The following is a 22,130-nucleotide window of genomic DNA, read 5'->3' on the forward strand; positions in this document are numbered from 1 at the left end:
CCTGACTCCGTGCAGTCGGGCACCGCGCGCAACTGTCAGCCCTTCGCGGGGAAGAGCCCCGCGAAGGGCACGACGGTCACCGCCGCACCGTTGAGCAGTGACCGGGCCGGTCGGTCGGCGTCGCCGACCCCCGCGAGCGCCAGCTGCCCCACCAGCAGCGGCCCCCGGGTCGTGATCCGCAACTCGTCGCCATCGCGGACCGATTCGATGATCGTGTCGCCGTCCACGTCGTGCACCACGGTGCGCCCGTCCCCGGCGCCCCAGCAGACCAGGGTGACCTCCCGGAACGGCCCGTCGTCGACAGTGACTCCCGGCGCGGCCAGCGGCAGCAGCGCGCCCCGGCGCACGTACAACGGCATCCGGGCCAGCGGCACCCGCACCCGCAGGTGCCGGCCGCCCGGATGCGACTCGCCGGTGGCGGCGTCGAACCAGTCGTCGCCGACGGGCAGGTACACGTCCCGCTCCCCGGACGCGTCGAGAACCGGCGCGACCAGCAGGTCCGTGCCGAGGCGATACTGCAGGTCGGTCGTCCAGGCCGTCGGATCCTGCGGGGTGTCGACGAGCAGGGCCCGCATCATCGGTACGCCGGTGCGGGCCGCGTCCATCGCCGCCGACCAGAGGTACGGCATCAACCGGTAGCGCAGCCGCAACGCGGCCACCGCGAGTCGTTCCGCCTCGGCGGGGAAGTCCCACGGCAGCCGGCTGGTGGTGCCGTGCAGCCGGACCAACGGCGACAGCGCACCGAACTGCGACCAGCGTACGTACAGGTCCGGCTCGGGGGTGCCGTGGAAACCGCCGGTGTCGTGGCTCCAGAACGGCACCCCGGACAGGCCGTGCGACAGGCCACCGCGCAGCGTGCTGGCCAACGCCGGCCAGGTGGCGTTGACGTCACCGCTCCACTGCGCGCTGTGCCGCTGTCCACCCAGGTACGACGAGCGTGCCCACACCGCCCGGTGGCCGGCCACCTCCTCGGTCACGCCGGCGACCACGTCGTTGAACAGCAGGGCGTACACGTTGTGCAGGTCGACGCCGCTCATCCCGTTGTGGGCCACCGCGTCGGCGGGCACCCCCTCGGCGAAGTCGGTCTTGAAAACCGCCACGCCCTGCCGCAGCAGGGGGCGCAGCAGCCCGGTGAACCAGTCGACAGCCGCCGGGTTGGTCAGGTCCACGATGGCCGAGGCCGGGTAGCTGCCGTGCCACACGTCGGCGACGTACGTGCTGCCGTCGGGCCGGCGCAGGAAGTACCCGGCCGCCTCGGCCTCGGCGTACAGCGGGCTGCCCGTCATCAGGTAGGGGTTCATCCAGAGGCAGACCTTGAAGCCCTGCTCGGCCAGGGTCCGCAGCATCCCGGCCGGGTCGGGGAATGCCTCGGCGTCCCAGCGCAGGTCCGACCAGTTGCCGGCGACCTGCCAGTAGCAGTCCAGGTGCAGCACGTCGCAGGGGATGTCGCGCTCGCGCAGGCGCCGGGCCCGCTCCAGCACCCGCTCCTGGCTGTCCGGGTAGAAGCCCGAGGAGACCCAGGTGCCGAAGGCCCAGCGTGGCGGCAGGTACGGCGACCCGGTCAGCTGCCGCAGGCGGTCCAGCACCACGGCGGGGGTCGGCCCGGCCAGTACGTAGTAGTCGAGCAGGTCGTCGGGGACCAGGATCTGCACCGCGCTGTGGGTGGACTGGCAGATGTCGAACTGCACAGGCAGTCCGCTGTCGACCAGGACCCCGTAGCCACGGTTGGACAGGTAGAACGGGATGTTCTTGTGCGCCCGGTCGGACTCGCTGCCGAAGGCGTCGAAGTTCCACATCAGGGCCCGCTGGCCGCGTTTGTCAAGTGCTGTGAACTTCTCGCCGAAGCCGACGAACCGCTCGTCGCCGGGGGCGACGAAGCTCTCGTGCCAGGCGACCCGGACCCCGTCGGCGGTGGAGTGTCCGAACGGGAGGGTACGTTGCCGGCCGCTGATGTCGACAGTGCCCGGGTCCTGCTCCAGCAGCAGCGAACCGTCGGGGCGCAGGAACCGGATGTGCCACGGGTCGAGCCGGATCTCGGCGATCACCGCGCCCGCGTCGACCCGCACCCGCAGGTCGTCGACGGTGACGGTGGCCGGGTGCGTACGGGGGTGCACCAGCGGCATCAGCCGGGCCGATCGGCTGCGGGCCTGGTGATCCTCGGCCAGACGTACCCGGATCATCCCGTCGCCGGCCGCGTCGACGCGCACCACAGCCGTCACCCCGTCGGCCAGGACCGCCTTGACTGTCGCGCCGTGCGCGTCGGTGCCGGCGACCTCGGCCCGGCTCACCACGGCGGGGCCGCCCTCGCCGGGGGCGCGCACCGGCAGGTCGGGTGGGTCGGCGACGAAGGTCTCGTAGGGCACCAACGGCGGGCGGTACGGCATCAGCTCTCCTCGATGGCTTCGCAGCGGTGCCGTCAGTTTCTTTAACTACCCAACGAACTGTCAACGATGATCGCGGATGTGGCCGGATGTCGGGCGGTTGACATGCGTGGAGGTGATCCATAGTTTGGATGCATTCACAACTAAAGCGGCGGGCTGGTGATGCTGATGTGGACCGACGGCCCGCTCTGCTACGGCGGTGACTACAACCCCGAGCAGTGGCCGGAGCAGGTCTGGTCCGAGGACGTCGCGCTGATGCGCCAGGCCGGGGTCAACCTCGTCACCGTGGGGGTGTTCGCCTGGTCCCGGCTCGAACCGGCGCCCGGCCGGTACACCTTCGACTGGCTCGACCGGGTGCTCGATCTGCTGCACGACGGTGGCGTACGGGTCGCCCTGGCCACTCCCACGGCCTCGCCACCACCCTGGTTCTCCCTGGCTCACCCGGGTGCGCTACCGGTCACCGCCGACGGGATCCGCCTGCACCACGGCAGCCGGGACACCTACTGCGCCGCCACCCCCGCCTACCGCGAGGCCGCGCTGCGCGTGACCGACGCCCTGGCCGACAGGTACGCCCACCATCCGGCGCTGGCCGGCTGGCACGTGCACAACGAGTACGGCACCACCTGCCACTGCGAGCACACCGCCCGGGCCTTCCGCCGCTGGCTGGCCGCCCGTCACGGTGACCTGAGCGCCCTCAACGACGCCTGGGTCACCAGCTTCTGGAGCCAGCACTACTCCGACTGGGCGCAGATCAGCACTCCCCGGGCCACCCAGTACCTGCCCAACCCCGGCCAACTGCTGGACTTCCGCCGCTTCTGGTCGGACACCCTGCTCACCGCGTACACCGAGCAACGCGACAGGCTACGGGCGGCGAACCCGGCACTTCCGGTGACCACCAACTACGTGCTCGGCGACTGGGTGCCTGTCGACCACGCCCGCTGGGCCACCGAGGTCGACCTGGTCGCCGTCGACCACTACCCGGCCGCCGTCGACCAGGGTGCCGAGGAACAGACCGCGCTGGCCGCCGATCTGGCCCGTGGCTGGGCCCGACACGCCGCCGTCCACCGCCGCTCCGCCGCACCGCGGGCCGGTGGCCCGCCAGCCGGCGCCGCCGCGGCCACGTGGCTGCTGATGGAGAGCGCACCCAACCAGATCCACACCGCCGGCCGGATGCACACGAAGGAACCGGGGCGGATGATGCGGCACAGCCTCGCCCACGTCGCCCGAGGCTCGCACGGTGCGCTGTTCTTCCAGTGGCGGGCACCTGTCGGCGGCGCTGAACGCTTCCACTCCGCCCTGGTGCCACACGCCGGCCCGGACAGCCGGGTGTTCCGGGAGACCGTCGCGCTCGGTGCCGCGCTGCGGCGCCTCACCGAGGTCCGGGGCGACGTCGAGGCGTCCGTGGCGCTCGTGGTCGACGCGGCAAGCGCCTGGGCGCTACGCCATCCGGGCATGCCGTCGACGCTGCCGGACCACCACGACGAACTCGCCGCCGCGCATCGTGTCCTCTGGCACGCCGGTCACACCTGCGACACGGTCACCCCAGGCGACCCGCTCGACGGTTACCGGATGCTCGTGCTGCCCGCCGTCTACCTTGTCGACGACGCCACCGCCGACTGGCTGCGGGGGTACGTCCACGCCGGGGGCCACCTGGTGGCCACCTACCTCAGCGGCGTCGCCGACGAACACGCCCGGGTACGCCTCGGCGGCTACCCCGCAGCGCTGCGGGAGCTGCTCGGGGTACGCGCCGAGGAGTTCCACCCGCTGGCCGAGGACGACCACGTCCGACTCGACGACGGCGGCACCGGGCGGATCTGGGCCGAGACGCTACGCCTGTCCGGCGCCGAGACCGTCGTCTCCTACACCGGGGGCGTACTCGACGCGATGCCCGCGGTCACCCGGCACCGGGTGGGTGCCGGCACCGCCTGGTACCTGTCCACCCGACCCGACGACGCCACCTACCGACGGCTGCTCGACACCGCCGCCCGGGCCGCCGGCGTCACCCCCGTCTGCCCCGGCGCACCCGAGGGAGTCGAGACGGTACGCCGCCGCGACGGCGACGCGAGCTGGCTGTTCCTGCTCAACCACACCGACCACGAGCAGCACGTACCGGCGCGGGGGGTGGAACTGCTCACCGCGACACCTGTCGAGCGGGCGGTGACCCTGCCGCCCGGCGGCGTCGCGGTGCTGCGCGAACACAAGGGTTGAACGGACGGCCACGGCTGGCTACTGTCGAGGCAGCGCGTCGGGAACGCGCCGAGACTCGCCGGTAGGCTTGAAGCCACCCCACCACCTCCTTCGAGCGACGGACACCGAAGCTCAGTTCCGCCCGTGCGAGTCCGGGCGAGAAGCGAGGTGCCGTGTGAAGGTTCTGCCCGACAACCCCAGCCTCGACCACCTGCGTCAGCAGGCCAAGAACCTGCTGGCCGGTCTGCGCGACATCGACCCGGCCACGACGCTGACAAGCGCACAGGCCCGACTTGCCGAGCAGTACGGGTTCCCCAGCTGGACAGCCCTGAAGACCGAGGTCGACCGGATGCGCGGTCGAGCCGGGATCGCCGAGGTGTCCCTGGCCCGTGCGATCGCCGACTGCTACGGCCTCGGTGACGTCGTCGGCGAGATGCGCACGGTGGCCCGCGCCGACGACATGGGCCGCCGATGGTCACTGGTGACGGACCGCGGTCGCTGGGCGGTTCGGACGATGGACACCTGGTGGCCCATCGTCGACGCCGAGACCGACGTGGCGTTGCAGCAGGCCGCCGCAGCCGCCGGTGTGCTGCTGCCCGCCCCGGTGCGCAGCCGCGCGGGCCGGATCGTGGAGACGATCGGCGGGCAACCCTGGCGGGTCTACGAAGGACTGCATTCCGGGCCGCCACTGCTCGCTCCGGCCCGTTCGTCGGTCACCCGTGCGGTGGGCGGTGTGCTCGCCACGATCCACGGGCTCGGCCTGCCGGTGGATCGGGTCAGCCCGTGGCACGGTTCCCGGCTGGCCACCGAGAGCTGGTCAGATCTCGCAGCCGACGCCGCGGCCCGCCACGCCGGCTGGGCTGCCGCGCTCAGCGCCGCGGTGGCCAACCTGACCGACCTCGACGGCATCGGCAGCGACACCGGGACGCCGGAACCTGTGCTCTGCCACAACACCCTGGGCCCGGCGAGCACCCGGCTGGCCACCAACGGCCGCCTGGTGGTCGTCGGCTGGGAACACGCCGGCGGTCAACCACCGCGCTGGGAGCTGGCAAACGCGCTGCTGGACTGGGCCGTGGTCCCCGGTGGGGCGGTGAACGCGGCGGGTGCGCGTGCGTTGCTCGACGGGTACCGCGCGACAGCCGGCACCGTGCCGCCGCTGGATCTGTCCGCGTTCCGTGGTGCGGTCACCAGCCTGGCCAACTACGTCTTCGGCCAGGTGCGCGACGCGCTGGACGCCGCCGACGAGCAGGAGCGGCGGTACGCCGACCGCAGTGTCGCGCACCTGCTGTCGCACCTGCCCACCCGCGTGGTCCTGGAGCAACTGCTGGACGCGGCCGTCGGAGCGGTACGCCGCTGACGTCGACCGGCCGGCTGAGCCGGTGGCGGTGCGGGACGACCGGCTCAGCCGGTGGCGACGGCGGCGCGGGAACGGTCGGCGGCGATCCGCACCGCCATCGCCGCCAGCACCGTGCCCATCACCATCCGCTGGATCCGCAGCCACAGCGGTCGCCGGCTGAGGAACCCGGCGATGCCACCGGCGGTCAGCACGATGAGCGCGTTCACCGTCAGCGCCACGGCGATCTGGGTCAGCCCCAGCAGCAGACTCTGCCCGGCCACGTTGCCGCGCGTCGGGTCGATGAACTGCGGCAGCAGCGACACGTACAGGATGGCGATCTTCGGGTTGAGCAGGTTGGTGACCAGTCCCATGGTGAACAGCCGCCGGGCCGGATCCGGTGGCAGCGGTGCCGGGTTGAACGGCGACTGCCCGCCCGGGCGCAACGCCTGCCACGCCAGCCACAGCAGGTACGCCGCGCCGGCCAGCTTGACCGCCGTGTACAGCGCCGGCACCAGCACGAACACGGTGGCGATGCCGGCCACCGCCGCAGCCAGGTAGACCGCGAACCCGGCGGCCACCCCGAGCAGTGAGATCAGGCCGGCCCGCCGGCCCTGGGTGACCGACCGCGACACCAGGTAGACCATGTTCGGGCCCGGCGTGAGCACCATCCCCAGCGCGACCAACCCGATTCCGACGATTCCCGCTGCACTCACCATGTTCGTGACCCCCGTCCCACCTTCTGCCTGAGCCTAGGGCACCGGGAATGAGGGCTCGGGTCCGTGACGCTGCGCAATCGGGAGACGGTGGTCACGTTACGGTTGTTCCCGGGGAGGTGGCGAGGTTGGAGATGCGGTGGGAGGCATCGGTCGAGGCGCAGATCAGGTCGGCTCAGGAACGCGGCGAGTTCGACAACCTGCCGGGTGCGGGCAAGCCGATCGCCGGCCGTGGCCTGCCGTACGACGAGTCCTGGTGGATCAAGAGTTTTCTGGAACGCGAACAGGTACCCACCGACCTGTTGCTGCCCACTCCGCTGTTGCTGCGTCGCCGCATCGAGAAACTCTCCGACGAGGTCCGTGACCTGCCCAGCGAGGAGGCTGTGCGGGCGGTCGTGGCCGAACTCAACGCCGAGGTGCTGGCCTGGCTGCGGAACCCGTCCGGCCCACGGGTCGCGGTGCGTCCGGCCGACGCCGACGCGGTGGTTGCGCGGTGGCGCGCGGAGCGGCGGAACACGGCCCCGCCCGCACCGGCCGCCGCACCGTCGGTGCCGCGACGGCGCTCCTGGTTCCGCCGCCGCGGCGCGTGACGGGCCGGCGTGAGCCATCAGCGGACGGGGTGCCGGCTCGCCGGTGAGGTGTCTGGAAATGCCGAACGGCGGCCCGCTGAACCAGTCGGGCCGCCGTTCGCAGAATGGGATCAGAGCGGGCGGATGTTCTCCGCCTGCGGGCCCTTCTGGCCCTGGGTGATGTCGAACTCCACCCGCTGGTTCTCGTCGAGGCTGCGGAAGCCGCTCGCCGAGATCGCGGAGAAGTGGGCGAAAACATCGGCGCCGCCGCCGTCCTGGGCGATGAAGCCGAAGCCCTTGTCGGCGTTGAACCACTTCACGGTACCTGTAGCCATGTCTGCTCCTTCGCAGGCTGGTGGAGACCGCGGTGTGCGGACTCGTACGCCGCCGCGTTGATCGCCCGCGCCGCGAACCGACACGACAAACGAAAAAGCGCCTGGACAGGTTTCAGATAACCCATCAGGCGCCGGCAACGTCTACGGAAATCAAAACTGCAACAGGACGGACCTTAGCACAGGTGACCCGTAGCAGCTCCCACGTCCGCAGATGTTTGGGGTACAACAGGCGGTTCGAGCCGGCCGAGGCCACCGCGTGGCGCACCGCGTTGGTGACCAGCTCGCGGACCGCCGCGACGACGTCGAAGACGGGCACCCGATTGGCGGATCGGCTGGCCGCCGACGACAGGCACTCACGCTCGCGAATTATCGGATTACCGGTTATGGCAATCCAGTAACTAGTGCCAAGCAATCGGACATAACGTACGCACATCATAATGACAGTTAATGTGCGTAAGGACTTACGCTGGTGTAAGTGATGGACTGACCGGACGTCGCGCTCGCCCACCTCACTCGGGCATAGGGTGGGCGGCATGTCGCTGCGGCTTGTCCAGGTGAACGTCAAGGCGCGGGACGAATCAGCCCTCGGCCGGTTCTGGGCGGACGCGCTCGGCTGGGGTGTCTCCATCGAGGAGCCCGGCGTGGTCAACGTCGAACCGGTGGGCTTCGCCTGGCCGGACCCGACAGCCGTCTGCATCGACGTCGTCGTCGTCCCGGATCCGGAGACGGTGCGGTACCGCGCGCACCTCGACCTCGCCACCACCTCTGCGGCCCACCAGGCGGAGATGGTGAGCCGCCTGGTGGACCTCGGCGCGACGCCTGCGGACATCGGTCAGGGCGACGTCCCGTGGACGGTGCTCGCCGACCCGGAGGGCAACGTGTTCTGCGTGCTGGAGCCTCGGGAGATCTACCGGGACACCGGGCCGATCGCCGCCGTGGTGGTCGACTGCGCGGATCCGCGCGCCATGGCCCGATTCTGGGGTGAGGCAACCGACTGGACGGTGCACGAGGTGACCGATGACCATGCGCGGTTACGGTCGGCCCAGGACGTCGGACCGTACCTGGAGTTCCTGCGCAAGCCGGGGCCGAGGAGGTGGTGGAGCCGGGTCCACCTCGACCTGAAGCCGTACCCCGGTGATGATCAGGCGGCGGAGGTGGCGCGACTGGAGGCGCTCGGCGCCAGAGTCGTCGACGTCGGTCAGGGCGACGTGTCGTGGCGGTGCCTAACCGACCCCGAGGGCAACGATTTCTGCGTCCTCAGCCCAGGCTGACGCCGAGCATCCGGCGGCCGAGCCGCAGCCGGCTCGCGGACAGCTGATCCGGACGGAAACCGGTTGAGCCTCGCCTGGGCGTTGCCGTAGGTTGCCGACGACCCGTCGCAGTGAAGACAGAGGACACAATCCGCGTGACCCCGCCTGCTCTCTGAACCTGACATCTTTTCCGCTCTGGTAGCCGACGTCCCCGTCGGCCTCGCCGGGCTGCCCTCGCGCGCCCGGTCGTACAGCGCTTGAGGCCGCGCGCAATCGGCCTCGTGTCAGGTCTTCGGAGCAATCGTGTCTTCCCAACCTCATATCGTGCTGCCCTGGTTCGTCCGTCGGACCAGGCTGCCGCTGCTGTCGCTGCGGTGTGTGGACTGCCGGTCGGAGTCGGCCACCACCGGCCCCGGCAGGTTCCGCGTCAACGCCAACCACAAGCTGCTGGACGTGTGGCTGCTGGTCCGCTGCGTGTCCTGCGATCGGACCAGCAAACTGACCGTGTATGAGCGGACTGCGGTCAGCTCGTTCGATCCGGTCGAGTTGACCGGTTACCGGGTCAACGACGCGGAACTGGTGGCTTCCACGCTGCTCGATCCGCAGTTCGCCAGGCGTAACCGGGTCACCCTCGACTGGACCGGGGCTTGGCGGCTGGTGGCCCCGCCGGCAGTGCTGGACGTCGCGTGGCCCGTCCAGGTGGACGTCGCCTTCGACGACCCGGTTCCGGTACGCCCGGCGAAGCTCATCGCGCACGGGCTCGGCCTCAGCAGAAACGAGGTCATGCGTCGGATCAAGTGCGGCATCTCGCTGCGCCGTCCGACAAGCGTGGCGTTCACCTTCACGGTCCTGCCGGCGGATCCGGACGACGGCCGGAACCGCTGACCGGAACGTGGCCGGGGTGGGCCGATCGGTACGCCCCGGCCACGCGACGCACGGCGGGGAAGGTCAGGAGGACGCTCGGCCGTACGTCGCGCGGGCTTTGGCCACCTCCGCCGCCTGGCGCTCCCGCCAGCGTTTCTGTGCCAGCCGGTTGCAGGTCCGGCAGACCCGTCGCAGCCGGCCCGTTGCCGGCTCGACCTCCCGCTCGTGCCCGTTGCGGCAGCGTGGACGTTGGGTCCGTTCCCGGCAGTTGTCCGCGTGGCTGAGCTGGCGCAGATGGGTCGGCTCGATGCAGTCCGGCGCGCCACAGTCGTGGTGGACTTCGAGGGTGGGGTCGTAACCGCCGACGAAGACCACGTACGCCGCGATGTGTGCCCACGCCCGCCCCGCGAGCTTCTGGTGCACGCCGCGCTGGCTGCCGTAGCCGCGCACGATGAGGCATCCGTTGTCGGCTCGTGCCGAGCGGGCGAGCAGATATGCCCGCAGTGTGTCCTCGGTGAAATGTCGGGACAGCCCGTTGACCTGTGACAGCACCGGGTCAGCGTAGGGGCGGGGTGCGACGTCGAGGCCCTCGCACCGGTGGGCGATCATGAAATGTCGGCGCGCCTGATCGTCAACCCACAGCGGGACTGAGAGCATTTTTCACATGCGTCCGCAGAACGATCCGGTGCAGTACCGCCCGTCGGCCTACCCGGCCCTACCCGACGGGCCGATGGCCGTCACCGACGCGTGGTTGCGTAACCGGCGGCTCAGTGAGCACACCCGCGACGCGTACCGCCGCGACGTCGCCGGCTGGCTGGCCTGGTGCGCCACCCGTGAACTGGACCCGCTGCGCGCGAACTTCCTGCATGTCAACCAGTACGGGCGGGAACTGGAGAGCAGCCTGGCCGCCCGGACCGGCCGCCCGCTGACCCCGGCGACAGTGGCCCGGAAGCTGTCCGCGCTGTCGAGCTGGTACGACTTCCTGGTCAAGCTGCGGGCGGTCGAGGCCAACCCGGTCTCCGGAGCCGACCGTCCGCGCGTCGATCGGGACCACTCGGTCACCGTCGGTCTGACCCCCGACGAGGTGGACGCGCTGCTCGCGGCCGCCGAGGCCGAGAACGGGCCGACCGCCGCCCGCAACCGCGCCGCCATCGCCCTGCTCGCTGACCTGGGGCTGCGGGTGGGGGAGCTGGTCTCGCTGAACCTGGACGACCTGGGCGCCGAGCGGGGGCACCGCAGCGTGCGCTTCGTCGGCAAGGGCGGAAAGGTCCGCCGCCGGGCCCTGACCCCGGGCACGGCGTACGCAGTGGACGCCTACCTGACCGAGCGGGCCGCCGCGCAGCGGGTGGACGTGGCGGAGCTGACCGGTCCGCTGCTGGTCACCGCCAGCGGTGCCCGACTCGACAGGCATTCGGTGTTCCGGCTGGTCCGGCGGCTTGCCCGCAGTGCCGGGATCCCCGCGTGGGCCCGGCTGTCCCCGCACTCGCTGCGCCACGCCTTCGCCACCACCGCGCGATCCGAAGGGGTGCCGTTGGAGGACGTGCAGGACGCGATGGGTCACGCCGACCCGCGCACCACCCGCCGCTACGACCGGGACCGGCACAACCTGGACCGTGATCCCGCGTACGCCATCTGGGCGGCCCGGGCCCGTCGCCGCGGCTGACCGGGTCGGCCCCCGGTCAGCCGTCCGTGGTGCGGACGCAGTACACGTCGCCGGAGTTGGCCTCGTGCGGCAGCGCGAGCAGGTACGCGGCCATCTCCTCGGCGTCGACCCAGCGCCCCAGGGCCAACGACTTGTCGTCGCCGAGGGCCACGTCGAATCCGCCGAATCCGAGCGCGGCGAGCCGGTCCAGGCAGCGCAACGCGACAGCCCGTCCGATCGTGGTGAACTCGAACGACAGCGCGGGCAGTGGGTGGCTCAGTCCGGCGAGCACTGCGTCCTCGAAGCCCTCCACGTCGATCTTGACGAAGGCCGGCGTGCCGTGCTCGGCGATGAGCGTGTCGACGGTGGTCACCGGTACCTCGATCTGACCGTCCCAGACCTGGTCCTCCCAGCCGCCCGCGCCGGCGGCGGCAGCGACGAAGTCGGTGGAGGCGGTGGAGACTGTGGGGTTGGCCGAGTTGACCAGGAAGCCGATCCGGCCGGGTTGGGCACCGCAGGCGGCCTCGATCAGCGTGACCTGGTCGTCGTCGGCGTAGATGGTCCGCAACGCCCGCAGGCACAGGGGTTGCGGTTCGACGGCGATGACCCGGGCGCCGAGCCGGCGGAAGCTGCCGATGTGGTCGCCCACGTGTGACCCGATGTCGAAGACCAGGTCGCCGGGGCGGACGAAGCGGGCGTAGAAGGCGTCCATCGCCGCGTCCCGGTCGGGGTTGCCGTAGTAGACCTCAAGCGAGCGGCGCAGCGAGGCGGTGCGCGGGTCGGTCTTGAGCGCCTCGACCGCGGCGGAATGGGTACCCATCGCAGCACCTTAACTCGCCCGGCGTGCGCGCCGTGGCGGTCCGCGGGGCTGCCGTTCACCCCGTGTGACCGGTAGCCCCGTCGAGGTCACCGATGCTGCGGGGTGCCGGTGGTCTCGACTCGCGCGATGAGCAGTTTGAGTCGTTGCACCTCCTCGGTGAGGGCGGTGTCACCGGCGGCGGTCAGGGTGATCCAGGTACGTCCGCGCCGGCCCTCGTAGCCCTTCTCCATGTCGATCAGGCCTGCCTCTGCGAGCACGCTCAGGTGCTTGGAGAGATTGCCGGCGGTCAGGTCGAGCTGGGTACGGAGGTAGCCGAACTCGACCCGCCGCGCCTCGTGGGTGATGGCGAGGATGCCGAGCCGGACTCGCTGGTGCACCACGTCGTCCAGCCCGGTGGCCGGGTGCGTGTCACTCGGGTCCGGAGCGCCGGTCATGGCCGTCACCGGTGCCGGCGGCGCGCTGCCGCGAAGCCGACCGCGCCCAGCAGCAGCACGACGCCGGTGACGAGTTGCGGCACCGCCAGTCCTGCCCGGATGCCCCAGTGGGGTGGTCCCCAGCCGTCGTTCATCGGCAGGACGAGCAGCACCGTCGCCAGGTAGCCGACGGTGAACAGCCCGAGCGCGAGGTTGCGCTCCAACCGCGCCAGCACCAGCAGCGCAATGCCGATCATGCTCCACGGGGTGAGCAGCCGGTCCAGCAGCAGCCACCAGTACGGCAATGGCTGCTGCGGCAGCGGATGGCTCGGGAAGTAGAGGGCCGCGGCCACCCACGCGGCGGTGAACACGACTGTCGTCACGGCACCGGTGATCGCGTACGGCAGCACCCTGGACCCCAGCCCTCGGGCCCGGGCGGCTCGCACGTAGCAGACGGCGATCGTCGTGTACGCCAACAGCAGCGCGGCGGGCCAGTAGTACAGCACGCCTCGGCGGGAGAACTCACAGCTGCCGTCGGGCAGGCAGCGCACCGACATGCCGTACCAGTCGAACGGGATCCCGACGAGCGTCACAGTGGCCAGCACCAGCAGGGCGAGCCAGGTCACCCGCTGGTCGAGACGTACCTGCCGGGTGAGGGCGCGTACGTCGGACAGCAGCCGGCGGGGATCCCCGTCGGCGGACACCGAAGCAGTGGTCATGCCAATAGGTTTCCATAACAAACCAATTGGCGCTAGTGCTCATCTGGGTGTCGCCGGCCGACTTGACGACGCGCCTGCTGGCGCGCTAAATAAGGAAGCGGAAGTTGAGTCGTACGGACTCAACTAAGGACCTTCGGCCAGGAGAACCGAGGAGGTACCCCGATGTTGATGCGCACCGACCCGTTCCGTGAGATCGACAGGCTCGCCGAGCAGTTCTTCGGCAGCACCAGCCGTCCCGCCGTCATGCACATGGACGCCTACCGCGATGGTGACCACTTCTACGCCGCCTTCGACCTGCCCGGCGTCGACCCGGAGAGCATCGACTGCACGGTGCAGCGCAACGTGCTGACCGTGCGCGCCGAACGTCGCCGCCCCGCCGGCGACAACGTCGAACTGGTCGCCGCCGAGCGCCCGATGGGCGTCTTCAGCCGCCAGCTCTTCCTCGGCGACACCCTCGACACCGACAAGCTTGAGGCCGGCTACGACAACGGTGTGTTGACGCTGCGGATCCCGGTGGCCGAGCGGGCCAAGCCCCGCCGGGTCACCATCAGCGCGACAGGCAACGGCCGCAAGGAGATCAAGGCCTGACCACCGGTGTGGCCGGACGGGACGCGGTGCGGTCCCGCCCGGCCACACCCACTTTCCGCCCGCCACGGCTGCCGATTCTCTACCGTCGAGGGTTGTGGGGGCTGCGCAGCCGTGGAGCAGACCGGCCCGACGACGCCATCCGATGCGGACCGGCCTCGCCGTCGCCGCAGCGGGGATCGCGCTGTGCTGCGTCGGGGTCGCCGGGCTGGGCGCCTGGAACCTGCAACTTGTCACCCAGGCCGCCACCCCGGTCCGGGAAACCGCCGAGGGGTTCCTGCGCGAGGTCACCGCGGGTGACACCGGCAGCGCGTACGAGCGGCTCTGCGCCGACGCGCGGACCCGATGGAGCGAACTCGGCTTCACCAGCTGGGTACGCACCCCGCCGGTGGTGCGCGACTACGAGATCGTGGACGTGTCCGTGGCCACCCGCGGTGGCCGGCCGCACGGCAAGGTCACCGTGCTGCTGACCCGCGACACCGGCGGCACCGAACAGCGGGACCTGGCGGTGGTACGGGAGGACGGCGGCTGGCGGGTCTGCGGCGACCCGTACTGACCTGTCACACCCCGACCGGCTCCGCCGCCTCGACCAGCCGACCGTCCCGCAGCACCAGCACCCGGTCGGCCAGCTCCACCAACGTCGGGTCGTGCGTGGCGACAAGCGCCGTCATCCCCCGGGCATGCACCAGGGCCCGCAGCAGGTCCATCACCGCCCGACCGGTCTCCGAGTCCAACTGGCCGGTCGGCTCGTCGGCGATCAGCAACGCGGGGTCGTTCGCCAACGCCCGGGCAATCGCCACCCGCTGCTGCTGCCCACCGGACATCTCGTACGGCCGCTGCGCGGCGTGCCCACCCAACCCGACCATCTCCAGCAGCACCGACACCCGCTGCTCACGGTCCGCGGCCGGCACCTTCGCAAGCCGCATCGGCACCCCCACGTTCTCCGCCGCCGACAGGATCGGAATCAGCCCGAAGGACTGGAACACGAACCCGATGGTGTCCCGGCGCAGCCGCAGCAGATCCTTCTCGCCGGCCGCGGTGACCTCCTGACCGGCCACCCACACCCGCCCCGAGGTGGGCCGGTCCAGGCCACCTATGAGGTTCAGCAGGGTGGTCTTGCCCGCCCCGGAACGGCCCCGCACCGCGACCAGCTCACCGCGACCAGCACGCAATGAGACGTCCCGCACCGCGTGGACCACCCGGTCGCCGCCGCCGTAGTCGCGGCTGAGCCCGTCGACCCGGATCAGATCCTGCTCGCTCACCGCGCACTCCTCTCGTCGCCGGAGCGGACCTGGACGTGGTCCGTCTCCAGGGTCAGCCTCACCCGGTCCCGCAGCGCCAACGCGTCGACGAAGCCCGCCGGAAACTGCATCCGCCCGGCCCGGTCCAGCACCGCGTACTCCTCGGTGACCAACTCCTCGACGCCGTCGGCGCCGAGCCGCGCGATGCGGTGCACCTCCGAGGCCGTGCGGCCGTCGCGGATAGACACGGTACGGCGCACCTGCGAGGCGACCTGCAGGTCATGGGTCACCACCACCACGGTCACCCCCAGCTCGGCGTTGATGGTGCGCAGCGCGGCGAAGACGTCCCCGGCCGTCACCTCGTCCAGCTCACCTGTCGGCTCGTCGGCGAAGAGCACCTCCGGGTCGTTGGCCACCGCCACGGCGACGGCGCAGCGCTGCTGCTCGCCGCCGCTCATCTGCCCCGGCCGACGGTCCGCGCAGTAGCCGACACCGACCATCTCCAGCAACTCCGCCGCCCGCCGCCGAGCGGCCCGACCACCCCGGCGCGACAGCCGCATCGGCAGCTCCACGTTCTCCCGGGCCGTCAGGTACGGCAACAGGTTGCGCCCGGTCTGCTGCCACACGAACCCGACAGTGTGCCGCCGGTACGCCAACCGCTTCGCGGCCGACATGGTCAGCAGGTCGTAGCCGGCCACCCGGGCGATGCCCGCGGTCGGGGTGTCCAGCCCGGACAGGATGTTCAGCACCGTCGACTTCCCGGAACCTGACGCGCCCACGATGGCCAGCAGCTCACCACGGTCCACCACCAGGTCGAGGCCCTGCAACGCGACGACCTCCACCCCCTCGCTGGTGAAGATGCGTACCAGCCCGTCGCAGACGATGTGACCGCGCAGTCGGTCGGCGCCACCGGCCCGGGCGGCGGCTCGTTCCGCAGCCCGCCGTTGCAACGTCGCCAGGTCCGGCACATCCGACACCACAGTCATCATTTCTCCTCTCCCAGACGCAGCGCCTCACCGAGGCGCATCCGTCGGCTCATCAGGTTCTCCACCGCCAGCCCGGTCACCAGGCCCAGGACCACCAGCCCCAACACCGAGGCCAGCACCAACGAATCCAGGTGATCGCGGACCGGCACGCCGGGCACGAACTCCGACAGGCCGAGCGTCGGTCCCAGGATCCGGGGCAGGGCCGCACCCACCGCCGCCCCGGTCAACGCCGCGACCAGGACCAACGGCACCAGCTCGTACACCAGCAGCCGCCGGCCACGGCCGGCGGACAGGCCCAGCGTGCGCAGCCGGGACACCATCCGCCCCCGCCCGGCCGCGTCGGCGACCACCGCGAACCCGACGGCGAACACCGCCAGCGCGGTACCCCCGGCCGCGCCGGCGGTGAACGCCAAGGTCAGGACGTCGTTGGCCCCGGTCCGGTCCAGGTCCTCGCGGTACGCCCGCCAGGTCTCCAGGGCCGCCGGCACCTGCGTCCGCGTCACCTCCACCCCGAGCACCGCCGACTGCCGTCGCCGTTGCGCGTCGTCGGCCACTCCCAACAGCTGCGCCTGATCGATGTCGTCACCGGCGACCAGGTACCGGTTCGGAATGATCGGCGTGTACTCGTACTCGGGCAACGCCTGCCATGGCAGCACCACGAACCGCTCGGTGCCCAACCCCACGCCCGGGAACACGTCGGCCACCCCGGCGACCCGGAAGTCGTACAACCTGCCCTGTACGTCGACGGCAGCCCGGTCACCGACATCGCCGGCCACCGGCGGCGACACCACCGCCGGCACCGGTCCGTCGCCCCGGGCGGCAGCCCGCAGCGCGGCCGGCACATCCACGTCGACGCCGCTGCGCGCCACCACCTCCGCGAACGCCGGTCCGTCCACCACCAGCACCCGGGCCGTGCCGAGCTGCCGCGACGGGGTGTCGGCGTCCGGCACCAGCCGACGATTCGAGTCCACCCACGCCCGGGCGACCGCCGTCACCCCGGACACCCCGGACAACGCGTCCTGAGCGTCGGGGGAGAAGGTGTAACCGGTCAGCCAGGCGTCCGCCGGCACCGTCAACGTGGCCGCCCGGTCCCGGGCCGCCGCGACGGTGGTGGTGACCACGCCGCCGAAGACCCCGGTGCTGACCGCGACGATCAGCACCGCCAGCGGACCCAACGCCACCGGCGCACCCCGTCCGGCGCGGGCGACACCGAGGAACAGCACTGCACCCCGGGCCCTCGCGGCCAGGCGACCGGCCGCCCGCAGCGGCCATGGCAACAGCCGCACCGCCACCAGCGCGGCGGCGACCGCGACGAGCACCGGCACCGAACTGAGGTACGCGTCGACACCGGCACCCGGGTCGAGACCACGTCGGCGCAGCAGCACCACACCGAGCCCGGCCAGCACCAGCACGCCCGCCTCGACGGTCAGCCGCCGCGCCGACGGACGCCGCCAGGCGACATCGGCGCGTCCGGTGACCACCGCAACCCGCCGCTGCGAGTGCATCGCCAGCGCCGGAACAACCGCTGTGGTGAGCACCGCCAGCGCCACCACCAGCCACGGAAACGCCCCGTCACGCCCCGGCACCCGGGTGCCGACAAGCCAACCGACAAACACGGCGAGCGGCTGCACGGGCGCGGACTCGGCCAGGGTACGCAGCCCGATGGCGGAAAGCGCCGCGCCCCGGGCCCGCAGCAACGCGAACTCGTCGCGTCGCCGCAGCACCGCCAACCGGGCGGCCAGCAGGATCAGCCCGAGCAGGCTGGCGACCAGACCCGCCTGCACGACGGCGAGCAACGCCTGCACGGCGTGCAACTGCCCGGCGAACCGTGACAGCGCGCTGTCCATTGACGTCTGCACGGTCGCACCCGAGGTCCACGACATGCGGCGGGCCTCGGCCACCGCCGCGGTCACCGACTCCAGCGTCGCCGCGTTCAACCGCCGCTCGTCGAGGCGGTAGCGCCACCCACTGACCGCGGGTACGCCACTGCCGGCGGAGACGACGTCCACACCTACCCAGTCGGTCACCCCGGCCACAATGTACGGCTCACCGTCGAGCACCGGGATCACCGGCTCCAGCGCGTTCCCCAGGTCGTCCCAGACCGGGTCACCGGCGTCGCGCGGCTCGAACACCCCGACGATCCGCGCGGATGCCTGACCGTCCCGACCGGCGAACCGCAACTGCTGGCCGGCACGCAACGACAGCGTCTCGGCCACCGCCCCGGACACGACCACCTCCGCTGGACCACCCGGGCGGGTACGCGGCCACCGCCCGGCGGTCAGCTCGGCCGCCTCCGGGACACCCGTCTGCGCGCGCAGGCCGAACATCTTCCGGGCGCCGCCGTCCATCGGCGGGGCGTCGCCGGAGGCGAGCAGTTGCTCCTCGTCCAACGACGCCGCGTACCACCGGCTGTTCACCAGGTTGGGCAGCGGTGACGGCAGCGCGGCGGCGTAGCGCTCCAGGTCGGCCTGCCCGGCCGCGGCCGGCGCGGGCCGCTCCACGGCGAGCGAGACGTCCCGAACCAGGTGCGGCAGCCGGGCCACGTCCGCGCGCAACCCCCGATCGGCGTACTCGCCTGTCAACCGGGGTGCGGCGGTCAGCAGCAGCGCCGCGACCAACCCGAGCACCGCCAGCAGGCCCACCTGCCCGCCGTACGCTCTGATCCGCCTCACGCTCACGGGGCCGACCTTTCGACTCGCGACTGCGGGGCTCGCCAGCTCACTCCTCGCGCTCACTGGGCCAGCCTTTCGTTTGCGACTGCGGGGCTCGCCAGCTCACTCCTCGCACTCACTGGTCCTCCCCGGCGCGTAGGTGCGCGGCGGTGAGCCGTCGCCGCACACTGACCGACACTGCGGCGCTGAATGCCAGGGCCAGCGCCAGCAGTCCGACGCCGGTACCCAGCACCGGCGGCCAGTCGACAGTGAGTAATGGCGGAGGATCGGGGCGGTCCGCCGACGGGGTCAGGATCACCAGCGGGGCCATCGTCGCCGCCACCCCGACGCCCACGGCCAACCCCACCAGCACACCCATGCCGGCGAGGAACGCCTGCTCGGCCAGCAACGACCGGGCCACCAGGCGGTGACCCGCGCCGAGGGTGTGCAGCACCGCCAGTTCCCTGGCCCGGCGCCGTGCCGTGGCGCTGACGTCCACGGCCACGCCCACCGTGGCCAGCAGCACCGCGGCCAGGGCGGCGACGAAGAGCGCGCCACGGGCACCCACGCCGAACGGGTCGCGAGCCAGCTCGTCGGCGACGTCCTGACGATCCAGCACGGTCAGGTCGTCGAGCGCGGCGGCCGCCCCGGCGACCTGTGCCGCCGCACCCGGCCGGACGGCGACCCACCACTCCTGGGGCGCGCGGACGATGCCGCGCTCGTGAAACAGCCGGGTCCGCAACGACGGCAGGTCGACAAGCAACGCGGCGTCCCGCACGTCGCCGGGCAGCGCCGCGACCCGGTCCACCACCACGACGTCGACCTCGGCGCCACCCAGGAACAGCCGGGTCTGTGCCCCGACGTCGACGTGCAGCATGTCCAGCGCCGCACCGGTGGCGACCAGCGGCACCCGGCCCGGCCCGGCGGTCCGGGTGACGGCCATCTGCACAGGGGTGTTCCGGGCGAACCAGCCCGCCGGTATGTCCCGTTCGTAGCGGCCGGCCAGCGTGGTGCCGGAAACCGTCCCCGCAGTCGTCGCGCCCGCGCGGTCGACAAGGTGCCACGCCCCGTCCGTGGCCAGGTCCACAGGCGTGCCAGCGGTGGAGTCCGGGCTGGCCCGTAGGTCCGACAACCGCCAGTCGAGGCTCAGCCGCGGGGCACCGAGGGTATCGGCGGTGAAGCCGGCCAACCGCCACGGTTCGTCGCTGGCCGGCAACTCGGCGGAGAACCGCAGCGGCTCACCACCCCAGCCGGTGGAGCCCAGGGTCACCCGACGGTGCTCGCCGCGGGCGTCGCTGAGCACCATCTCGTGGCGGATGGGCACGCCACTGTCGACGTCACCGCGAGTACGTAGTTGGCCGGTCAGCCGCCGGGTACCCACCGGCAACACCGTCTGCGGCGCCTGCACCCGCGCGTCGGCGAGGCCGCCGAGCAGCCGTTCGGTGGACCCACCGGCCAGGTCCGAACGTAGCCGCAGCACCCCGTCGGCGGCATCGGCGTCCACCGCCACCATGGTGGCCGGTTCGGTGCCGGACCCGAGACGTGCCGGCTCCCGCCAGGCGGGCAGGACCGCCCGGGCCCCCGGGAGGGCGGCGAGCTGGTCCGCGCGGCCGTCGGAGGCGGCACCCTTGGCCTCGGTCAGGCGCAGGTCGGCACCGACCCGGTGGGCGGCCTGGTCGTCGAGGGAACGTTGCGAGGTCCCGGCGAGGGACCAGGCCAGGGTGCCGACCGCCACGGCGAGGGCGAGCAGCAGCACCGGGCCGGCGTGCGGACGCCGGCCGGTCTGCCAGGTACCGAGCATCACGGCGGTCCACGGCCGGCGGTCCACCCAGCGTTCCGTAAGCCGCACCAGCGGCGGCAGCAGCCGCAACGCGAGCACCGCCCCGGCCAGCACACCGAGCGTCGGCGCGGCCGCCAGCAGTGGATCGACGCCCAGTTCACCGCCGCGGGACCGGGACACTGGGGACGAGTACCTGCTCAGTTGGTACCAGCTGAGCAGGGCCAGGCCGACGAGCAGGACGTCCAGCCCAGCTCGCTGCACCATGCCCCGCCGGCTCGGGCGGGAGCGGCTGGCCAGGTCCGCGACGTAACTGTCGCCCCGACGCAGACTCGGACCGATCATCGCGGCCGCGCAGCCGGCGGCCGCGAGCCCGGCCACCAGCCACACCGTCGGGTCGGCCCAGTCCGGCCGTAGCGAGACGGCGGCGAGCCCGGGCAGCCGGTCGGCCAGCCCCAGCAGCTCCATCACCAGAGGCGGGGCGAGGACCACGGCCGGCAGGACGACCAGGGCGGCCTCCCGGGCGGTCAGCCCGGCCACCTGCCAGCGGGCGGCACCTCGGGCGCGCAGCAGTGCCGTCTCACCCCGCCGGTGCTCGGTGAGCAGGATCGCCACGAGCAGGAGCGCGTAGCCGCCGAGCACCACCACCAGCAGCATCGGGGTGACCAGGGCGGACCGGCCGACGAGGGTGGTCTGGCGCAGCCGCTGCACCAGGTCCACCAGGTCACCGCTGACCACCGCCGATTCACCGAGACCGGCCTCGGCCGGGCTGCTCGTGGTGATCCTGCCGGCGGCGTCGGCGAGCCGGTCCAGGGCGGTCGGGCCGACCCCGGCCAGATCGGGCTCGACCAGCCAGCCGGCGGAGGCGTTGGCCAGAAAATTGGTGACAAAGTCGTCCCGGGACACCGTCATCGGGCCGTAGGTGGCCGCCTGCGGCAGCGAACCGGTCGTCGTCTCCGGCGCCAACCGCCAGTACGCGGCGTCCGGGTCGACCGGGGTGAACACACCCGTCACGACTACCTCGGTGACCTGTCCGCTGAGCCCGTCGGTGATCGGGATGCGGTCGCCGACGCCCACCCGCAGCGTCGTCGCCGCCACCTCGGCGATCGCGGTCTGCACCGGGTCGGCCCCGGTCTGCGGCCACGACCCGGCGCTCAACCGGGCGTGCGCGGGCAGATCGTCGAGGAACATCACCGACGCGTAGGTGGCCCCGCTGCGGTCGGCGACGGCGTCGCCGGTGTCGCCGCGCAGCTGTCGACCGGCCGCGTACCCGGCGGTGCTGACCCGGGCAGGCAGCCCGGCCAGGTCGGCGGCGACCTGCTTCCGCAACGCGTCGTCACGGTCCCGCAGCGCCTCCCCGGTGCGGCCGGCGGAGGCGCGTACCAGGATCGAGCGTTCCTCGGCGGTGGCCGCGGTCAGCACGTTGCGGGTGCCGGAGTCGACGACGTCCCGGTTGTACGCCGCCAGACCGGTGAGCGCGACGGTGGCCACCAACGCCGCCCCGGCGGCTGCCAGCAGCAGGCCCCTCGTGGCCCGGGCACGCCGCAACGCGAACCTCATGTTCCTGTACCCCCGTCAGTTCGCGGGCCGAGGTGGCCCCTGGTTACTGCCGTCGTGTACCAGAAGGGGCCGAGTCCCGGGAAAGGTTCGCAGCGGTGATC

Annotated in this window: 19 protein-coding genes; 8 read left to right on the top strand and 11 right to left on the bottom strand. The window is 72.1% G+C overall.

The window, feature by feature from the left end:
* Positions 1-35: 35 nt before the first annotated feature.
* On the bottom strand, positions 36-2,384 hold the full coding sequence (locus Van01_RS06165) for a TIM-barrel domain-containing protein (protein ID WP_204001616.1): 2,349 nt from the start codon (positions 2,382-2,384) through the stop codon (positions 36-38).
* 159 nt (positions 2,385-2,543) lie between these two features.
* Here Van01_RS06165 and Van01_RS06170 point away from each other — a divergent pair, with 159 nt between their 5' ends.
* Positions 2,544-4,589, top strand: coding sequence for a beta-galactosidase (locus Van01_RS06170; RefSeq protein WP_373306211.1), 2,046 nt, complete (start codon positions 2,544-2,546; stop codon positions 4,587-4,589).
* Positions 4,590-4,743: 154 nt separating this feature from the next.
* Entirely contained in the window at positions 4,744-5,925 is a 1,182-nt protein-coding gene (locus Van01_RS06175) for a phosphotransferase (protein ID WP_204001637.1), read from the top strand.
* 44 nt (positions 5,926-5,969) lie between these two features.
* Here the strand turns inward: Van01_RS06175 and Van01_RS06180 are convergent, their stop codons facing one another.
* Positions 5,970-6,620: a LysE family translocator gene (locus Van01_RS06180; protein ID WP_204001640.1), complete on the bottom strand. Its 651-nt coding sequence runs from the start codon at positions 6,618-6,620 to the stop codon at positions 5,970-5,972.
* 131 nt (positions 6,621-6,751) lie between these two features.
* On the opposite strand from Van01_RS06180, the gene Van01_RS06185 reads away from it, so the two are divergent.
* The gene (locus Van01_RS06185; RefSeq protein ID WP_204002052.1) at positions 6,752-7,207 is read left to right on the top strand and encodes a DnaJ family domain-containing protein; all 456 of its coding nucleotides are present in this window, start codon (positions 6,752-6,754) and stop codon (positions 7,205-7,207) included.
* Between the two features lie 110 nt (positions 7,208-7,317).
* Here the strand turns inward: Van01_RS06185 and Van01_RS06190 are convergent, their stop codons facing one another.
* Positions 7,318-7,521: a cold-shock protein gene (locus Van01_RS06190; protein WP_204001643.1), complete on the bottom strand. Its 204-nt coding sequence runs from the start codon at positions 7,519-7,521 to the stop codon at positions 7,318-7,320.
* A 533-nt stretch (positions 7,522-8,054) separates the two neighbouring features.
* Here Van01_RS06190 and Van01_RS06195 point away from each other — a divergent pair.
* Positions 8,055-8,792, top strand: a complete 738-nt coding sequence (locus Van01_RS06195; RefSeq protein ID WP_204001646.1) for a VOC family protein — start codon at positions 8,055-8,057, stop codon at positions 8,790-8,792.
* Between the two features lie 303 nt (positions 8,793-9,095).
* Positions 9,096-9,656, top strand: a complete 561-nt coding sequence (locus Van01_RS06200; RefSeq protein ID WP_239098890.1) for a DUF1062 domain-containing protein — start codon at positions 9,096-9,098, stop codon at positions 9,654-9,656.
* Between the two features lie 63 nt (positions 9,657-9,719).
* Here Van01_RS06200 and Van01_RS06205 read toward each other — a convergent pair whose 3' ends face one another.
* Positions 9,720-10,187, bottom strand: coding sequence for an HNH endonuclease (locus Van01_RS06205; RefSeq protein ID WP_204001652.1), 468 nt, complete (start codon positions 10,185-10,187; stop codon positions 9,720-9,722).
* A 112-nt stretch (positions 10,188-10,299) separates the two neighbouring features.
* Here Van01_RS06205 and Van01_RS06210 point away from each other — a divergent pair, with 112 nt between their 5' ends.
* Positions 10,300-11,298: a tyrosine-type recombinase/integrase gene (locus Van01_RS06210; RefSeq protein WP_204001666.1), complete on the top strand. Its 999-nt coding sequence runs from the start codon at positions 10,300-10,302 to the stop codon at positions 11,296-11,298.
* Positions 11,299-11,314: 16 nt separating this feature from the next.
* Here Van01_RS06210 and Van01_RS06215 read toward each other — a convergent pair whose 3' ends face one another.
* The 3 genes from Van01_RS06215 to Van01_RS06225 form a co-directional block, all read right to left on the bottom strand.
* Positions 11,315-12,097 (bottom strand): FkbM family methyltransferase, encoded by a 783-nt coding sequence (locus Van01_RS06215; protein ID WP_204001669.1) that lies wholly within the window; start codon positions 12,095-12,097, stop codon positions 11,315-11,317.
* An 86-nt stretch (positions 12,098-12,183) separates the two neighbouring features.
* Positions 12,184-12,531, bottom strand: a complete 348-nt coding sequence (locus Van01_RS06220; protein WP_204001672.1) for a transcriptional regulator — start codon at positions 12,529-12,531, stop codon at positions 12,184-12,186.
* A gap of 5 nt (positions 12,532-12,536) precedes the next feature.
* The gene (locus Van01_RS06225) at positions 12,537-13,229 is read right to left on the bottom strand and encodes a hypothetical protein (protein WP_204001675.1); all 693 of its coding nucleotides are present in this window, start codon (positions 13,227-13,229) and stop codon (positions 12,537-12,539) included.
* A 162-nt stretch (positions 13,230-13,391) separates the two neighbouring features.
* On the opposite strand from Van01_RS06225, the gene Van01_RS06230 reads away from it, so the two are divergent.
* Together Van01_RS06230 and Van01_RS06235 are read left to right on the top strand one after the other, a co-directional pair.
* A complete protein-coding gene (locus Van01_RS06230) occupies positions 13,392-13,817 on the top strand; it encodes an Hsp20/alpha crystallin family protein (protein WP_099845817.1) in 426 nt (141 codons plus the stop codon).
* Positions 13,818-13,911: 94 nt separating this feature from the next.
* Positions 13,912-14,370, top strand: a complete 459-nt coding sequence (locus tag Van01_RS06235; RefSeq protein ID WP_204001678.1) for an Rv0361 family membrane protein — start codon at positions 13,912-13,914, stop codon at positions 14,368-14,370.
* 4 nt (positions 14,371-14,374) lie between these two features.
* On the opposite strand, the gene Van01_RS06240 is transcribed toward Van01_RS06235, so the two are convergent.
* The 4 genes from Van01_RS06240 to Van01_RS06255 form a co-directional block, all read right to left on the bottom strand.
* Complete coding sequence (locus tag Van01_RS06240) at positions 14,375-15,076, bottom strand: ABC transporter ATP-binding protein (RefSeq protein WP_204001681.1); 702 nt, start codon at positions 15,074-15,076, stop codon at positions 14,375-14,377.
* Positions 15,073-16,041: an ABC transporter ATP-binding protein gene (locus tag Van01_RS06245; RefSeq protein ID WP_204001683.1), complete on the bottom strand. Its 969-nt coding sequence runs from the start codon at positions 16,039-16,041 to the stop codon at positions 15,073-15,075. Before Van01_RS06245 ends, Van01_RS06240 begins: the two co-directional genes overlap by 4 nt.
* Positions 16,041-18,719 (bottom strand): FtsX-like permease family protein, encoded by a 2,679-nt coding sequence (locus tag Van01_RS06250; protein ID WP_204001685.1) that lies wholly within the window; start codon positions 18,717-18,719, stop codon positions 16,041-16,043. The genes Van01_RS06245 and Van01_RS06250 overlap by 1 nt, the downstream gene beginning before the upstream one ends.
* Before the next feature lie 109 nt (positions 18,720-18,828).
* Positions 18,829-22,029, bottom strand: a complete 3,201-nt coding sequence (locus Van01_RS06255) for an FtsX-like permease family protein (protein ID WP_204001687.1) — start codon at positions 22,027-22,029, stop codon at positions 18,829-18,831.
* Positions 22,030-22,130: the final 101 nt, after the last annotated feature.

The sequence above is a fragment of the Micromonospora andamanensis genome (assembly GCF_016863495.1).
In the GTDB taxonomy this organism is placed as follows: Bacteria; Actinomycetota; Actinomycetes; order Mycobacteriales; family Micromonosporaceae; genus Micromonospora; species Micromonospora andamanensis.

Bases quoted from the DNA above. Each gene is read 5' to 3' on its own strand.
- Van01_RS06165 (WP_204001616.1), bottom strand. From the start codon at position 2,384: ATGCCGTACCGCCCGCCGTTGGTGCCCTACGAGACCTTCGTCGCCGAC.
- Van01_RS06170 (WP_373306211.1), top strand. From the start codon at position 2,544: ATGCTGATGTGGACCGACGGCCCGCTCTGCTACGGCGGTGACTACAAC.
- Van01_RS06180 (WP_204001640.1), bottom strand. From the start codon at position 6,620: ATGGTGAGTGCAGCGGGAATCGTCGGAATCGGGTTGGTCGCGCTGGGG.
- Van01_RS06185 (WP_204002052.1), top strand. From the start codon at position 6,752: ATGCGGTGGGAGGCATCGGTCGAGGCGCAGATCAGGTCGGCTCAGGAA.
- Van01_RS06190 (WP_204001643.1), bottom strand. From the start codon at position 7,521: ATGGCTACAGGTACCGTGAAGTGGTTCAACGCCGACAAGGGCTTCGGC.
- Van01_RS06195 (WP_204001646.1), top strand. From the start codon at position 8,055: ATGTCGCTGCGGCTTGTCCAGGTGAACGTCAAGGCGCGGGACGAATCA.
- Van01_RS06210 (WP_204001666.1), top strand. From the start codon at position 10,300: ATGCGTCCGCAGAACGATCCGGTGCAGTACCGCCCGTCGGCCTACCCG.
- Van01_RS06215 (WP_204001669.1), bottom strand. From the start codon at position 12,097: ATGGGTACCCATTCCGCCGCGGTCGAGGCGCTCAAGACCGACCCGCGC.
- Van01_RS06220 (WP_204001672.1), bottom strand. From the start codon at position 12,531: ATGACCGGCGCTCCGGACCCGAGTGACACGCACCCGGCCACCGGGCTG.
- Van01_RS06225 (WP_204001675.1), bottom strand. From the start codon at position 13,229: ATGACCACTGCTTCGGTGTCCGCCGACGGGGATCCCCGCCGGCTGCTG.
- Van01_RS06230 (WP_099845817.1), top strand. From the start codon at position 13,392: ATGTTGATGCGCACCGACCCGTTCCGTGAGATCGACAGGCTCGCCGAG.
- Van01_RS06245 (WP_204001683.1), bottom strand. From the start codon at position 16,041: ATGACTGTGGTGTCGGATGTGCCGGACCTGGCGACGTTGCAACGGCGG.
- Van01_RS06255 (WP_204001687.1), bottom strand. From the start codon at position 22,029: ATGAGGTTCGCGTTGCGGCGTGCCCGGGCCACGAGGGGCCTGCTGCTG.